Source organism: Paenibacillus sp. J22P90 (assembly GCF_059692195.1).
Map to the genome: position 1 here is coordinate 126,005 of NZ_JCAUAY010000005.1, position 15,733 is coordinate 141,737.

Here is a 15,733-nt window from a genome sequence, read left to right on the forward strand (position 1 = left end):
CGCTTCGAGGTGCTGAAGAATTCGAAATAAATGGATTTTATACAGTTAATTCAGTCAGAATTGGGCTATTAAACGGAATAACTGGATTTCATGTAGTTAATTTTTGGGATTTTATCCATTTTGAGCAATATGTCGAGAATTAACATCATAAAATCCATCTAATTAACATATTCGGTGAGAATACTTCGAAATAGATGTACTTTTTCCAGTTAGCCTAGGGGGCGCCGCCAGCCATTGAATTTAGCACGACACCCCAGTAAATCCAGCAACTCCAGTACACCAGTTTCTTGCTCTAGCACCTCAGTAACTCCAGTACACTAGCTTACTCAAACGCCCTAACTCCTCAGTAACTCCAGTACACCAGCAACCGCAGCAACTCCAACGCCTCAGTAACTCTAGCACTGCAGCACCAATAACGCTCCAAAACCCTTGGCACTCCAGACTTCCCTAAGCCCCTCAAGCCCTCCAACACTGTCAAGTAATTCACTTTATTTGAGTTAATCGTAATACCCATGCAACTTTCATGAATCTCATAACGTTTGAAGGGTGTAATAACCTAAAAATGGAAATGGGGCATGGTGAAAATGGGGGGTAAGATTAGAACAAGATTAACGATGTTAATGATGTTATGTCTTTTCATGTTCGGTGTTCTTGCGGGTTGTAGTTCTTCTTCGGAGAGTAAACAGGATTCCAAAGAGGGAATGATGCAAGTACAATCAGCTGGCGCGGCATCGGAAGCCATGGATAAGAATGCGAGTCAAGCTGCTCCTGCGGCGAAAACGGAGGTTGCTGCCATCTCGCCTGGCTCTTCCGTGGGTAATATGAAGTCTACGATTACTATCGCTGCAAGCGGGAACGATCAGGAAGCAGGCTTTAACCGCAAACTCATTTATCGAGCTAATCTCGTGATGCCGGTTGAAGACTACGCGAAAGCCCAAACCGCGCTGCGGGATCTTGTGGCACTGAGCGGCGCATATATTTTACAGTTCTCCGAGAATGCCAATACGGGCGAAAAGGGTGGCACTTATACCATTAAAGTGGCGGCGAATGGGTTTGTGTCTATGTTGGACGGCTTAGAAAGAATAAGCCCTTCCTTGCAACGCAATGTGCAGGGGCAGGATGTTACCGAAGAATATGTTGATCTTAGCTCCCGATTAACGGCTAAACAGCTCGTTGAAACCAGGCTGCTGAGCTTCATGGAGAAGGCTTCTAAGACGGATGATCTCCTCGCATTTTCAAATGAGCTTGCCAAGGTGCAAGAAGCAATTGAGCAAATTAAAGGCAGAATGCGGTATTTAGATCAGAATGTTTCGTATTCCACTATCGAGCTGCGCATGTACCAGCAAACGGGGAAAAAGCCGCTGCTGTCTGATCCGAATGAACTAACGTTAGCGGAGCGAGTTGAAAAGGCATGGGACTCTAGCTTGAATGTATTGGGCGCTGTTTTGCAAGGGATCCTGGTATTTCTGGCGGCCGCGGTGCCGGTTGTGGTGCTATTACTCATTATTGCCATCCCAATTTGGGTATACAGACGCAAGCGGAGCAGACAGTTGAAGGAATTACGCTTGCAGTTGAAAGAGCAACAAACAGCTGAAAATGCGCTTGAAGAGCCCGAACAAGGAACAAAAGGCACAGAATAGACCTAAAATATGAAAAAAAATTAATTAATCCTGCTAACTAAGCAGGATTTCTTTTATTTTTAGCGAATAATCATCTAAATGTGGTGGAAAGTGGTAGAAAGTGGAGGGAAAGGGGACCCGATGCTATGTTTATGGGCGAATATCAACATAGCATTGACGAGAAAGGCCGAATGATTATTCCGGCTAAATTTCGTGAATCCCTTGGCGAAGCTTTTGTCATCACCCGTGGTTTAGATCAATGTTTATTCGTATACCCGCAATCAGAATGGTTAATACTCGAACAGAAGCTGAAAGCATTGCCATTAATGAAGTCAGATGCACGTGCCTTTACCCGGTTTTTCTTCTCTGGTGCAACAGAGTGTGAGCTTGATAAGCAAGGTAGAGCCAACATTCCAAGTAATCTCGTTGAACATGCCAAATTGGAGAAAGATTGCGTCGTTATCGGTGTTTCTAATCGTGTGGAGATTTGGAGCAAGCAAGTTTGGGAAAGCTATGCCAATGAGTCTGAACAGTCATTCAATGAAATAGCAGAGAAGCTGGTCGATTTTAATTTTGACTTATAGAAATTTAGTGTTTAAGAATATGCTTACGAAGTCAGTTTTGCCAAGGCAAAACTTTTAGGAGGACAACAAGTGTTTCATCATGTGACTGTACTTAAGGAAGAATCTGTAGAAGGTTTACATATAAAACCAGATGGCGTTTATGTGGATTGTACGATGGGTGGGGCAGGGCATAGCTCTCTGATCGCATCCAAACTAGGTCCAGAAGGGCTGCTCATTGCCCTAGATCAAGATGATATTGCACTAGCCAATGCACAAACCGTGCTGGCACCTTATCTAGATCGTGTAGCTATCATCAAAAGCAACTTCAGAGATATCGAGCTTGTCCTTCGAGGTGTACCCAAAGCAATGCGAGACGGTAAGCCTCAAGTTGATGGTATTTTGTTCGATCTTGGCGTATCCTCTCCGCAGCTGGATGATGGAGATCGCGGATTTAGTTACAATCATGACGCTGAGCTCGATATGAGAATGGATCGGGATACAGCATTAACTGCGAAGACAATTGTTAACGAGTGGCCTGAAGCAGAAATTGCACGAATATTGTTTGAATATGGCGAGGAAAAGTTTTCACGACGTATTGCTGGTGTCATTGCGGAAGCGAGAGCCAAGCAACCAATTGAAACGACGGGGGAACTCGTTGAGTTGATCAAAGAGGGCATTCCAGCAGCCGCTAGACGGACTGGGGGGCATCCAGCGAAGCGCAGCTTCCAAGCGTTACGAATCGCCGTGAATGACGAGCTAGGGGCATTTGAAGAAGCGCTGAAGCAGTCACTGAACTGTCTAGCACCTCAAGGACGCATTGCGGTCATCACGTTTCACTCTTTGGAAGATCGCATTTGTAAGCAATTTTTTGTGAAAAATGTGGCGAAATGTACGTGCCCGCCAGCTTTTCCAATGTGCGTTTGCACCAAATCCGGAGAATTGAAGCTGGTTACGCGCAAACCTATTTTACCTAGTGAACATGAGCTGGATGTGAATCAACGAGCCAGATCAGCGAAGCTGCGAATTGCAGAGAAGCTTTGAACCATGGGAGGAATAAGCGATGTCATCATATATTCAAGGCAATTTAGCACTGGATCCAAAACGTAAAGCGAATCCACAACAACGTGTAAAAATAAAAGAGACAACGAAGGTTGTCTATCGTAATTCTTCTTTGCCTGCGCAAGAGAAAATGCTTTATTTATTCACAGTCGTGCTTTGTGTAATCGTTGCCGGGGTTATCATTTGGCGATTCGCGGCTATCTATCAGATGAATGCGAATATTTTGAAAATGCAAGGTGAAATCCGTGAGATTCAAGCACAGAACAGCGCGCTCAAGCAAGAAGTAGAGAAGCTGCAAAGTCCTGATCGTTTAAAAGAGGAAGCCGTACGTCTCGGGTTTAATTTACAAGATGAGAAGCAAGGTAATGTTACAGCGCAAGCCACGACAACTACGAAATCGAAATCTACTACTCCTTCAAATGCTACTGCTAGTAGCAAAAGTACGAAATCAGCTTCTAAACCGTAACAGGCAGGTACTCATTTATGACAAAAAAAATTAAGCTGCGTTCATTGCTAATCGGAGGGTTTTTCACCCTTCTTTTTGTTGTCCTCATGGTGAAAGTCTATTGGATTCAAGTCGTAGAAGCTTCCTGGTTGCTAGAAAAGGCCGAGAAAAGATGGGAAACTGATAAAGTGTTAACCCCAGCCCGCGGCTCCATTTTGGATCGGAATAATAAAGTGCTGGCCGTAGAAGCAACCGCGTATACGATCGCGCTCAATCCGAAAGTCATTGATACGTTGCACATTGCTGAGGATGTAACCCAAGGGCTGGCGGATATTTTGAAGGAATCCGAAGCATTGCGTGCAGATCTAGTAAATAAGATTCGAAAAAGCGCAACGAAAAAGAACTTGGATGGCACAGACTTTGCTGCAAACGTAGAAGTGAGGAACGAAGGCTGGAAGATTGATAAAGAGAAAGCAGATCAAGTCCGTGTACTCATCACGGATCTTCAAACCAAGCTCAAGCTAGGCTCTAGAGCATTAGTTGGGATTTCAATTCTAGAGGATAAGAAGCGATACTATCCAGGTGAAACTTTGGCCTCTCATATCCTCGGGTATACGAATAAAGAAGGCGAAGCAGCACTTGGGATGGAGTTAAAGTTAGACGACATTCTGAAGGGCGTTCCTGGCATGCTAAGCTATGAAAAGGATGGCAAAGGTGTCGAGCTTCCAGACGCTAAAGTCAACTTTAAGCCAGCTGAAGACGGAAATAATGTCAGACTGACCATCGACAAAAATATTCAATTTTACCTAGAGAGTGCTTTGGCTAAAGTGAATGATAAGTGGCACCCGAAAAGCCTAACGGCCATCGCGGTGGATCCTAAAACCATGGAAATTCTAGGAATGGCCAATACACCAACCTTTAATCCAAATACATACTGGAATTATGACCCACAGAAAGATTTTAGAAATGGCGCCATTTCCTCCCGCTATGAGCCGGGCTCTACTTTTAAGCTAGTTACCCTTGCAGGTGCTGTAGAAGAAGGGGTATTCAATCCGACGGAAACGTATCAATCGGGTGCGATTAAAGTGTCTGACCGCGTGCTCCATGACCATAATATTGTGGGTTGGGGGAAAATCACCTTTTTAGAGGGACTTAAGCGCTCTAGTAACGTTGCTTTTGTAAAGTTAGGAATTGAAAAGCTAACGCAGTCGAAGCTAAGCAATTATATTGAGAAGTTCGGCTTCGAACAAAAGACTAATATTGATATGCCGGGCGAGGTTTCAGGCCTTATCGATATGAAATATCCATCTGAGTACGCCACAGCTACCTATGGGCAAGGGAAAGTCGTTGTTACGGCTATTCAGCAAACCGCAGCGTACGCAGCGATCGCCAATGGCGGAAAATTGATGTGGCCGCACATTGTGAAGGACATTATCGACCCTAAAACGGGGAAAGTCATTACACCTATTGAACCGCAAGTGGTTAGACAAGTCGTCAGCCCGCAAACGGCAGCGCAAGTAAGCAGCTATTTAGAGCAAGTCGTATCCGATCAGGAAGTAGGAACAGGTAAGCTTGCTTTTATGGAGGATTATCGCATTGCTGGGAAAACGGGGACGGCTAATATCGTACTTCCTGGTGAAAAAACGTATTCTTCCGATACATGGGTAATCTCGTTTATTGGCTATGCGCCTGCAGAAGATCCGAAAATCTTAATTACGTTAATTGCCGATCAGCCAGATCTTGGCGGAAACTATCATTTAGGTGGTCAAGTACTAGCGCCAGCCTTTAAAGAAATCGTAGGCGAGTCATTGCAATATATGGGTGTAGCTTCCAGTAAAAAGCCCAAAACAGTACCTAAGGAAGCGAATAGGCTGAATGTACCGAATTTTGCCGATGCGACGTCAAGCAGCGCGAAAGCGACGGCCAAAGATATGGGGCTGTCACTCGAAGTATTTGGCAAAGGGGAAAAAGTCGTTGATCAATTCCCGAAAGAAGGTACGCAAATTTTATCAACACAACGCATCTATGTTGCCATGCAGTCTGTAGAAGACATGCCGCTTCCTAATCTAGTTGGAAGATCGCTTCGAGATGCCGTCGAAACGTGCTCCTTCTTCAAGGTCGAATGTCAATCCACTGGGGAAGGCTACGTGTCCGAGCAATCTGCGGCTGGTGAAAGCAGAGAGGTAACGCTTCAGCTGAAACCGCTTGGTGATAAATCGTCATCAGGTTCGGCCGGATCAACACCTGCGGGGACTCCTTCTGGTTCGCCAACACCGACACCGTCACCTAAGTCAACACCGAAGGCAACGCCTACTCCTAATGCTAAAACGGAGACACAACGCACAGCTTCAACTAGATAGCCAATGTGAACAGCTTGTTCTAACCCCTGGTTGTCCCGAATAGTCATGTTAGGAATGGACATGACCATAGTGGGAAGGGAGACTGAACGTTCATGCGGGCTTCTAACGTTACCGTTCGTCGCAGATTGTTTACGGCGTTAATCATTGGAACAGTTATTTTTATAGCACTTATTATCCGTTTAGCTTATGTTCAACTTTGGATTGGACCAACCTTAGCCCTTAAGGCTGAGGATAACTGGCGAAGAGAAATTGATTTTGCACCAAAAAGGGGCGAAATTCAGGACCGTAATGGCGTGACGCTTACGTATAGTATGAGTACCCCCACTCTGGTGGCGATTCCTGTTCAGATTAAAGATGCCCGTGCGACTGCGGCTAAGTTGGCAGAAGTATTGGAGGGCAATGAAGAGGACATCTACAAGCAAATTACGAAGAAAGCATCGCAAAACTATATAAAGCCTTCTGGTCGTAAAATTACGATTGAAAAGGCGCAGGAAGTGCGTGATCTGCAGCTGCCTGGCATTGTAGTTGCTGAGGATAACAAGCGCTATTATCCGTTTGGAAACCTCGCAGCTCATATTCTAGGGTTTGCAGGGATCGATAAAGGGTTAACCGGAATTGAGTCGAAATATAACTCACAATTGACTGGCTTGGCAGGCAGCATTTCCTATATGACAGATGCAGCAGGCCGGAAATTATTAGGAACGACGGATACCTATACACCGCCCAAGGATGGATTGAATGTGAAGCTGACCATTGATAGTCATTTACAATCGGTCATGGAACGTTCGTTAGATCAAGCGATGGTTCAATATCAAGCGCAAAATGTTATTGCGATCATGATGGATCCGAATACCGGCGAGATTTTGTCAATGGGCAGCCGTCCGACGTATGATCCTAGCAAATATATGGAGTCTCCAGCCGAAACGTATAATCGCAATTTGCCGATTTGGAAAACGTATGAGCCGGGGTCCACGTTCAAGATTATTACACTGGCCGCAGCGCTGGAAGAGAAGAAAGTAGATCTCAAGAATGAGCAGTTCTTTGACCCAGGCGCCATTGAAGTTGGCGGGGCAAGACTGCGCTGCTGGAAACGCGGCGGGCATGGCAGCGAAACGATGCTGCAGGTCGTTCAAAACTCATGTAACCCAGGCTTCGTCGTCATGGGGCAGCGTTTAGGCAAGGAAAAATTATTTGACTATATTTCCCGATTTGGTTTTGGGAAGAAGACAGGGATTGACCTTGGCGGGGAAGAGAACGGGATTATGTTCAAACCATCCCAAGTAGGTCCTGTCGAGCTGGCCACGACGGCGTTCGGTCAAGGGGTTTCCGTGACTCCGATCCAACAAATTGCGGCAGTCTCCGCTGCGATCAATGGCGGCAAACTGTTTAAGCCGTATGTAGCTAAATCATTTTCCAACCCTGATACGGGAGAAGTCGTTGATGTTGTTGAGCCAGAGCTTGTGCGCAATGTGATCTCGGAGGATACATCCAGACAAGTTCGTGAAGCGCTGGAAAGCGTTGTTGCGAAAGGCACAGGACGCAATGCGTTTATTGATGGCTATCGTGTAGGCGGGAAAACAGGAACTGCCCAGAAGGTTATCAATGGTCGTTATTCACCGGATGAGCATATCGTTTCCTTCATTGGTTTTGCGCCAGCGGATGATCCGAAAATTGTCGTGTATGCCGCAGTCGATGATCCGAAAGGGATTCAATTCGGGGGCCTCATTGCAGCGCCGTTAGTTAGAGACATTATGGCAGATGCCTTGCGTTATATGAAGGTAGAGCCTGACAAAAATCAACTGGACAAAGAATACAGATACGGTGAAATACCAGTTGTTGAAGTTCCGGACTTGGTTGGCGCGTCAGTTGATGATATATTAGAAGACCTGAACATGAATTTTAAGCTCGCAAAGTCAGGGAATGGAAAATATGTTATCTCACAAGCGCCGAAAGCAGGCTCACGTGTGGATCAAGGTTCTACAATTCGTATTTTCTTATCCAATGTAGATCCTGAAAAGTAACCATCATGGACAAAATCAAAAAAAGATTGATCAATAAGACATGTTTAGCTTTTCTACCTGCATAAAATTGTCCATAATAGATAGAGAAATTAAGGAAGAGAGGGTTGCTTATGAAACTGCAGGAGCTTGCTTCCGCACTGCTCATTACCCGCATTCATGGCGATAAAGACACGGAAATCACGGGAATTGAGGCAGACTCTCGTAAAGTAAAGCCAGGTGATTTGTTTTTTTGTATCCCTGGATTAACCGTAGATGGTCACGACTACGCCCCTAAAGCGATTGCGCTTGGGGCTTCTGCGCTTGTAACGGAAAGAGTGCTGGACCTGGAAATTCCAGTCCCTCAGCTCGTTGTGAAAGATGCCAGGTACGCCATGGCAGCTCTTTCTGCGCATTTTTTCGGGTACCCAAGTAAAGAACTGAAGATTATCGGGATCACTGGCACGAATGGCAAAACGACATCCACGTATTTGCTGGAAAAAATCATCGCAGATCAAGGCTTTGTCACGGGGTTAATGGGCAATATTCATATTAAAATCGGTGATACCTATATAGAAAATAAAGCTACAAATACACAGGAATCTATCGAGCTACAACGGATACTTCGCCAAATGGCGGATGCTGGTGTGGACTATTGCGTTATGGAGGTTACATCGAGCGGCTTAGATATGGGACGGGTGAAGGGTCTCCATTTCCGATCGAGCATCTTTACGAATCTTACGCAAGATCATCTAAATGAACACAAAACCATGGAAGCGTATGCTGCTGCGAAAAGTTTGTTATTTTCCAGACTTGGCAATGGGTATTCGGCAGATCCGGATAGCAAGCAGTATGCGATCCTCAATGTGGATGATGAAGCATCAATCATGATGCAGAAGGTAACTGCTGCACAAGTTATCACCTACGGCATTGAACGTGAATGCGATGTGCGCGCAACAGACATTCGTATGTCCGCCAAAGGAACGGAATTTCAAGTGAAATCCTTTGCTGGAGAAGCTTTTTTTCGTATGCAGCTAGTCGGTAAATTCAATGTGTATAATGCACTTGGAGCCATTGCGGCGTCATTGGCAGAAGGATTTGCATTGGAAGCGATTCGTGATAGTCTGGAGCGGATAGCTCTCGTAGAAGGCAGAATGGAAGTCGTGAACGAGGGGCAAGACTATTTGGTTTTAGTCGACTATGCGCATACACCTGATGGGTTGCAAAATGCCCTTTCCACGGTAAGTGAGTTTGCCGAAGGCAAGATCATCACTGTATTTGGCTGTGGCGGGGATCGTGATAAAACGAAGCGCCCGATTATGGGAAAAGTGGCAGCGCACTATAGCGACTTCGTCTATGTGACTTCGGACAATCCTCGTACAGAAGATCCGGAAGCCATTTTAGCAGACATTGTGCCAGGACTCCAGGAAGTGAATTATCCAGATCATCAGTATGTTTTGTTGACTGATCGTAAAAAAGCGATACAAAAGGCTATTGAAGGGGCAGGCCCGAAGGATGTAATATTGATAGCGGGAAAAGGCCACGAAACGTATCAGGACATCATGGGGGTAAAGCATGATTTCGATGATCGTTTGGTGGCTAGGGCTGCGATTAGGGGGAGAATACAGTGATTCAGCGTACATTAGGTCAAATAGCAACGATGCTCCGCAGCGAGGTATCAGGTGTTCATGGCGATATTTCGATTAAGGGAGTTTCCACAGATACACGATCGATTCAGGCTGGCAGTCTGTTTATTCCGCTGATCGGACCAACTTTCGATGCGCACGATTTTGTAGAAGACGCGTTTCAAAAGGGGGCTGCGGCGATTCTCTGGCAAGAGGATCACGGACAAGTGCCAAACGGCATTCCATATATCCTAGTTAAGGATACGCTTGAGGCGCTTCAGGGTTTGGCTAATGCCTACCGTAAAGAACTTCCTGTTCGCATCATTGGGATCACCGGAAGTAACGGCAAGACTACGACCAAAGATTTGGTAGCAGCTGTGCTCGGTAGCACATTTGAGGTTCATAAAACGAAGGGAAACCTGAATAATCATATCGGATTACCGCAAACGTTATTGCTGCTTGAAGAAACAACACAATTTGCTGTTGTGGAAATGGGCATGAGCGGGCGCGGCGAAATTGCCTTATTGTCCGAGATTGCTGAACCAGATGTCGCCATAATCACCATGATTGGTGAATCGCATATGCTTCAGTTGGGTTCCAGGGATGAGATTGCCCGGGCCAAAGCGGAGATTGTAACAGGGATGCCAAGCGGTAGCTTGATCATCTATAATGGAGATGAGCCATTAATTGAACAAGCACTGGGCGAGTTGGACCTGCCGACAGGTCTTAAACGCATTCGCTTCGGTCATGATCAAGACAATGATCGATACCCGACAGGCATCCGCATGGACGCTGACGGAGCTTACTTCACAATCAATACGCCCGGGTACTCGGAATTGTTTATTCCCTTGCTCGGCACACATAACGTCGTGAATGCGCTAGCGGCCATCGCCGTCGGCGAAACCTTCGGCGCCTCGCCTGAAGCCATTGCAGCGGGGCTTCGCGCGCTGCAAATGACAAGCATGCGCATCGAGAAGCTTACGGCAGCCTCTGGGCTGACCGTGCTTAACGATGCGTATAATGCCAGCCCCGCCTCCATGCGGGCGGCGATTGCCTTGACCGAGCAGCTGAGCGGCTTCGGTCGGAAGTTCCTTGTGCTCGGCGACATGCTGGAGCTTGGCGAGCACGAAGAGCAGTTCCATCGCGGCATCGGCGCGATGCTGTCTCCGGAACGTGTAGACTACGTCTTCACGTTCGGGCGTCTCGGGCGCTTCATCGCGGATGAAGCGGCGAAGCAGTTCCCGGCGGCGCAGGTGCGCGCCTACGACGACAAGGCGCAGCTCGCGGAGGAGCTCGCTGCTCTCGCTCGCGCCGAGGATCTCGTGCTCGTGAAGGGCTCGCGAGGCATGCGCTTGGAGCAGGTTGTGCAGAGCTTATTAGCTTGATAAGCGTAAATGAAGTGGGCAATTGCAGTTGCATTTGAAATAGAGTGAAGGAAATGAGCAGGGGGAACCAACGTGGAAAACGCAGTTTTATTAACAATGGGTGTAGCATTTGTGCTTGCTTTAATCATGGGGCCGTTATGTATACCTATTTTACGACGAATGAAATATGGTCAACAAATCCGTGAGGATGGGCCTCAGAGCCATCTGAAGAAACAAGGTACACCAACGATGGGCGGAGTCATCATTTTACTCGCGCTGTCACTGGCTGCACTTCGTTTTGCGGATAAAAATACAGATTTGCTTATTCTCTTAATAGCTACTTTAGGGTACGGGCTGGTAGGCTTTCTTGATGATTATATAAAAATTATTTTTAAGCGTTCTTTGGGACTAACTGCGAAGCAAAAGCTGTTCGGTCAATTATTGATTTCCGCTATCGTCTGTTATTTATTGATTATGCAAGGACACAGCACAGATATTTATGTGCCATTCGTTTCCTATCACATCAATGCGGGCTGGTTGTATTTTCCGCTAATGGCTATCCTGATGTTAGGCGCGTCGAATGCGGTTAACTTTACAGACGGCTTGGACGGCTTGTTAGCAGGGACAAGTGCAATTGCTTTTGGAGCTTACACAATCATCGCTATGAATAATACACAGCCAGAAGCGGCGATTTTCTCAGCAGCAATGGTAGGCGCAGTACTCGGATTTCTTGTGTTCAATGCGCACCCGGCCAAAGTTTTCATGGGAGACACAGGCTCACTGGGGATTGGCGGCGGACTTGTTGCTGTAGCGATTTTGACGAAAGCAGAGCTGCTGCTTGCCATTATTGGCGGAGTTTTCTTAGTCGAAATCTTATCCGTCGTAATTCAAGTGGTTTCCTTCAAAACAAGAAAGAAACGCGTATTCAAAATGAGTCCGATCCATCATCACTTTGAATTGGTTGGTTGGTCCGAATGGCGAGTTGTTATTACGTTCTGGGTCGTAGGTCTCGTGCTTGCCGTGCTCGGATTATATATGAATGAGGTGTTGTAGAACATGAAGCATCCGCGGGATTATCGTGGACTTGAAGTGATCGTACTCGGCTTGGCTCGCAGCGGTGTCGCTGCAGCTAAGCTTTTTCATCAAAAAGGAGCTCTCGTCACTGTCAATGACAAAAAGGAACGAAGTGCGTGCCCTGAAGCCGACGAATTAGAGGCTCTGGGTATTTCTGTTGTATGCGGGTTTCATCCGGACTCCCTCGTTCATGAAGGGGTTGCGCTAGTAGTGAAAAACCCTGGCATCCCATACTCAGTTGAGCCTGTTCGCAAAGCGGAAGAGCTGGGCATAGAGGTTGTGACAGAGGTGGAGGTCGCCTATCAATTCTGTGAAGCGCCGATCATCGGGATCACTGGCTCCAATGGGAAGACGACAACGACAACGCTCATCGGCTTGATGCTGGATGCGGCTGGTTTGAAGCCTGTAGTAGCTGGGAACATCGGCCGTGCGTTGACGGAAGCGGCTCCAGAAGTGACAGCAGACAATTGGATGGTTGTGGAGTTGAGTTCTTTTCAACTCAAAGGAACGACGTCGTTCCGTCCGACCATTGGCATGCTGTTGAATTTGTATGAGACGCATTTGGATTACCATGGCACAATGGAAGACTATATCGCTTCTAAGGCCAAAATTTTCGAGAATCAAACGGAATCTGACACCGCCATTCTAAACTGGGATGACGAAGTATGTCGTCGCTTGATGCCAACACTTACGGCGAAGCAGCTCCATTTTTCCTTGAAAGAAAAGCTAGCCTTAGGCGCTTATTTGGATGCGGAAACGAACTGTCTGGTCTATGCGGATGGTCAAGGAAATGTTCAAACAATCCTGCCTGCGGCCGAAATGGGCATACCAGGCAGCTTTAATGTGGGGAATGCGTTAGCAGCAGCTTTAGCGGCGATTACAGCAGGTGTAGAGCTGACAACGATTGCTGATGTGTTGAGAAGCTTTCAAGGCGTAGAGCACCGTCTAGAGCTTGTGAGAAAGCTGGATGACGTAACTTTTTATAATAACTCCAAAGCAACGAATGCCGCGGCAACGATCAAATCGATAGAAGTTTTCGATCAACCGATTATTCTCATTGCTGGCGGGTTAGATCGGGGTTCGGATTACATGGAATTGCTGCCAACTTTCCGCGAGCGGATCAAAGGCGTTGTTGCTTTAGGGCAAACGAAAGAAAAAATCAAGCATATTGCCGAATTGGCAGGGATTAGTAAGGTGCAAACCGTCGATACTGCTAAGGATGCAGCGGACGCGGTTGAGCAAGCCGTGCAGCTTGCCTGGCAAATGAGTGCACAAGGAGACATTGTGCTGCTATCACCTGCTTGTGCAAGTTGGGATATGTTTCCATCCTATGAGGACAGGGGACGCATTTTTAGGGAGTCCGTGCATAACCTTTAAGTAGGGCTTATCCACTTGTTGCAAGGAGGCCCACAACTGACAAAGAGGTGTCTGTAATGGGTAAAGCACGCTCCGCTCCTGACATTTGGATTATTATTCCGACCTTGCTGCTTTTGACAATTGGCGTTATTATGGTCTACAGCGCAAGTAGTGTACTTGCATTTCGTGAATTTGGCGATTCTTTTTATTATTTAAAAAGGCAGCTGATATTCGCTGTTCTCGGTATCGTTGCGATGTTTTTCACAATGAATGTTGATTATTTGGTGTGGAAGCGTTTTGCGAAATTAGCGTTGTTTATTTGCTTCGGCATGCTGGTCATCGTGTTGATTCCCGGCATCGGGGTCATTCGCGGCGGAGCCAGAAGTTGGCTGGGCATCGGGGCTTTCGGGATTCAACCTTCTGAATTTATGAAAATCGGGATGATTCTTTTTCTTGCCAAATTGCTATCTGAGAACCAATCCAAAATCACGCTGCTGACCAAAGGGTTGGTGCCGCCTCTAGGCATTATGGGATTGGCATTCGGGCTAATCATGCTGCAGCCAGATCTAGGGACTGGGGTAGTTCTCGTTGGTGCTTCCCTATTGATCATCTATACGGCAGGTGCGAGATTGCTTCATCTGTCCTATCTAGGTATGATAGGGGTTGCGGGTTTTGTCGGGCTCGTCATTGCCGCACCTTATCGGCTTAAACGGATTACTGCCTTTCTAGACCCTTGGCAGGATCCGCTTGGCGCAGGTTATCAATCTATTCAATCCTTATATGCGATCGGACCTGGCGGTCTTGTCGGCCTTGGCTTAGGGATGAGTCGTCAGAAGTATAGTTACTTACCCGAACCGCAAACTGATTTTATTTTTTCTATCATCGCAGAAGAACTTGGCTTTATTGGCGGCACGTTGGTTCTGCTGCTCTTCACCATTCTAGTATGGCGGGGGATGCGGGCAGCGATCACGGCGCCAGATACATTTGCCAGTTTAATTGCGGTAGGGATTATCGGCATGATTGCGGTTCAAGTTATTATTAATATTGGCGTCGTTATTGGCATGTTTCCAGTAACGGGTATTACGCTGCCATTTATAAGTGCAGGAGGGTCTTCATTGACGCTAATGCTGACATCTGTTGGCATCCTGCTTAATATATCCCGCTATTCGAGGTGACAGGGGAATGAAAACAATTGTTTTTACCGGAGGTGGCTCCGCAGGCCATGTGACGCCCAATCTGGCGCTGATTCAGAAGCTGAAGCAGCAAGGTTGGAAAATTGCATACATAGGCTCGGCTACGGGCATTGAGAAAGATATTATTGATCGAGAAGGAATTCCCTTTTATCCGATCTCATCAGGAAAATTGCGACGCTATTTTGATCTGAAAAATATGAAAGATCCTTTCAAAGTGTTGAAAGGTGTTTACGAATCGTATCGGTTGCTCAAACGTTTGAAGCCCGCCATCGTCTTTTCGAAAGGCGGGTTCGTTTCCGTTCCAGTCGTTCTTGGGAGTCGAATGAACAACATTCCAGTCATTATTCATGAATCTGATATGACGCCTGGGCTGGCGAACAAAATTTCTATTCCTTTTTCAACGAAGGTTTGTGTGACGTTTCCAGAATCACTTTCGCATATCCAAGGAGGTAAGTCTGTTTTGACTGGCTTACCGATCCGTGAACATATCAATAGCGGTAAAGCTTCACGCGCTCTGCAGCTATGTGATTTTCATACGCAGAAGCCCGTGATTTTGGTCATGGGGGGAAGCTTGGGCTCACAGGTGCTTAATCAAGCCGTGCGTACAAATCTTCCGCGATTACTACAGCAATTTCAAATTGTGCACCTATGCGGCAAAGGAAATGTGTCTGAAGAGCATCTACACACCCGAGGCTACAAGCAATTTGAGTACTTGAACGAGGAACTGCCCGATGTCTTGGCGATGACGGATCTCGTCATTTCTAGAGCAGGGGCAACGTCTATATTTGAATTTTTGGGCTTGGCAAAGCCAATGCTGTTAATCCCGCTTTCCCGTCAAGCAAGCCGAGGCGATCAAATCCTGAACGCAGCATCCTTCCAAAAGGCGGGGTATGCCGATGTGATTCAAGAAGAGGATTTAACCGCTGATGGACTTGCGGAACATGTTGAAGCGTTATATAAGAACCGTGAGACCTATAAAGCTGCGATGCAATCGCGTAAGGAAAGCGACGCTGTTGGAACTATCGTGAAATTGATTGAAACGCATAGCAAATCGTTGTGATTTTGTTAAAGCGTATAG

Annotated in this window: 12 protein-coding genes; all 12 read left to right on the plus strand. The window is 46.6% G+C overall.

The genetic code is table 11. The features are described from left to right. Window positions 1-614: 614 nt before the first annotated feature. The 12 genes from AC58UX_RS17905 to murG all read left to right on the plus strand — a co-directional run bounded on the left by AC58UX_RS17905 (window position 615) and on the right by murG (window position 15,715). Entirely contained in the window at window positions 615-1,640 is a 1,026-nt protein-coding gene (locus tag AC58UX_RS17905) for a DUF4349 domain-containing protein (RefSeq protein ID WP_497255113.1), read from the plus strand. Window positions 1,641-1,765: 125 nt separating this feature from the next. Continuing rightward, on the plus strand, window positions 1,766-2,203 hold the full coding sequence (gene mraZ / locus AC58UX_RS17910) for a division/cell wall cluster transcriptional repressor MraZ (protein WP_497255115.1): 438 nt from the start codon (window positions 1,766-1,768) through the stop codon (window positions 2,201-2,203). A 69-nt stretch (window positions 2,204-2,272) separates the two neighbouring features. Then, on the plus strand, window positions 2,273-3,223 hold the full coding sequence (rsmH, locus tag AC58UX_RS17915; RefSeq protein ID WP_497255117.1) for a 16S rRNA (cytosine(1402)-N(4))-methyltransferase RsmH: 951 nt from the start codon (window positions 2,273-2,275) through the stop codon (window positions 3,221-3,223). A 19-nt stretch (window positions 3,224-3,242) separates the two neighbouring features. After that, on the plus strand, window positions 3,243-3,707 hold the full coding sequence (ftsL2, locus tag AC58UX_RS17920) for a cell division protein FtsL (RefSeq protein WP_497255119.1): 465 nt from the start codon (window positions 3,243-3,245) through the stop codon (window positions 3,705-3,707). 17 nt (window positions 3,708-3,724) lie between these two features. Further along, the gene (locus tag AC58UX_RS17925; RefSeq protein WP_497255121.1) at window positions 3,725-6,046 is read left to right on the plus strand and encodes a penicillin-binding transpeptidase domain-containing protein; all 2,322 of its coding nucleotides are present in this window, start codon (window positions 3,725-3,727) and stop codon (window positions 6,044-6,046) included. Window positions 6,047-6,138: 92 nt separating this feature from the next. Beyond that, entirely contained in the window at window positions 6,139-8,067 is a 1,929-nt protein-coding gene (locus AC58UX_RS17930; protein WP_497255123.1) for a stage V sporulation protein D, read from the plus strand. Between the two features lie 110 nt (window positions 8,068-8,177). Then, a complete protein-coding gene (locus AC58UX_RS17935) occupies window positions 8,178-9,674 on the plus strand; it encodes a UDP-N-acetylmuramoyl-L-alanyl-D-glutamate--2,6-diaminopimelate ligase (RefSeq protein ID WP_497255125.1) in 1,497 nt (498 codons plus the stop codon). Next, a complete protein-coding gene (locus AC58UX_RS17940) occupies window positions 9,671-11,053 on the plus strand; it encodes a UDP-N-acetylmuramoyl-tripeptide--D-alanyl-D-alanine ligase (RefSeq protein ID WP_497255128.1) in 1,383 nt (460 codons plus the stop codon). Before AC58UX_RS17935 ends, AC58UX_RS17940 begins: the two co-directional genes overlap by 4 nt. 96 nt (window positions 11,054-11,149) lie before the next feature. Beyond that, complete coding sequence (mraY, locus tag AC58UX_RS17945) at window positions 11,150-12,085, plus strand: phospho-N-acetylmuramoyl-pentapeptide-transferase (RefSeq protein WP_497255938.1); 936 nt, start codon at window positions 11,150-11,152, stop codon at window positions 12,083-12,085. A gap of 3 nt (window positions 12,086-12,088) precedes the next feature. Next, window positions 12,089-13,483 carry a UDP-N-acetylmuramoyl-L-alanine--D-glutamate ligase gene (gene murD / locus AC58UX_RS17950; RefSeq protein WP_497255130.1) on the plus strand — a complete coding sequence of 465 codons (1,395 nt, stop codon included), beginning with the start codon at window positions 12,089-12,091 and terminating at the stop codon, window positions 13,481-13,483. A 56-nt stretch (window positions 13,484-13,539) separates the two neighbouring features. After that, window positions 13,540-14,637, plus strand: a complete 1,098-nt coding sequence (gene spoVE, locus AC58UX_RS17955) for a stage V sporulation protein E (RefSeq protein WP_497255132.1) — start codon at window positions 13,540-13,542, stop codon at window positions 14,635-14,637. Between the two features lie 7 nt (window positions 14,638-14,644). Then, window positions 14,645-15,715: an undecaprenyldiphospho-muramoylpentapeptide beta-N-acetylglucosaminyltransferase gene (gene murG, locus AC58UX_RS17960; protein ID WP_497255134.1), complete on the plus strand. Its 1,071-nt coding sequence runs from the start codon at window positions 14,645-14,647 to the stop codon at window positions 15,713-15,715. Window positions 15,716-15,733: the final 18 nt, after the last annotated feature.

Bases quoted from the DNA above. Each gene is read 5' to 3' on its own strand.
- AC58UX_RS17935 (WP_497255125.1), top strand. From the start codon at position 8,178: ATGAAACTGCAGGAGCTTGCTTCCGCACTGCTCATTACCCGCATTCAT.
- mraY (WP_497255938.1), top strand. From the start codon at position 11,150: ATGGGTGTAGCATTTGTGCTTGCTTTAATCATGGGGCCGTTATGTATA.
- spoVE (WP_497255132.1), top strand. From the start codon at position 13,540: ATGGGTAAAGCACGCTCCGCTCCTGACATTTGGATTATTATTCCGACC.
- ftsL2 (WP_497255119.1), top strand. From the start codon at position 3,243: ATGTCATCATATATTCAAGGCAATTTAGCACTGGATCCAAAACGTAAA.
- AC58UX_RS17905 (WP_497255113.1), top strand. From the start codon at position 615: ATGTTAATGATGTTATGTCTTTTCATGTTCGGTGTTCTTGCGGGTTGT.
- AC58UX_RS17930 (WP_497255123.1), top strand. From the start codon at position 6,139: ATGCGGGCTTCTAACGTTACCGTTCGTCGCAGATTGTTTACGGCGTTA.
- AC58UX_RS17925 (WP_497255121.1), top strand. From the start codon at position 3,725: ATGACAAAAAAAATTAAGCTGCGTTCATTGCTAATCGGAGGGTTTTTC.
- mraZ (WP_497255115.1), top strand. From the start codon at position 1,766: ATGTTTATGGGCGAATATCAACATAGCATTGACGAGAAAGGCCGAATG.
- murD (WP_497255130.1), top strand. From the start codon at position 12,089: ATGAAGCATCCGCGGGATTATCGTGGACTTGAAGTGATCGTACTCGGC.
- murG (WP_497255134.1), top strand. From the start codon at position 14,645: ATGAAAACAATTGTTTTTACCGGAGGTGGCTCCGCAGGCCATGTGACG.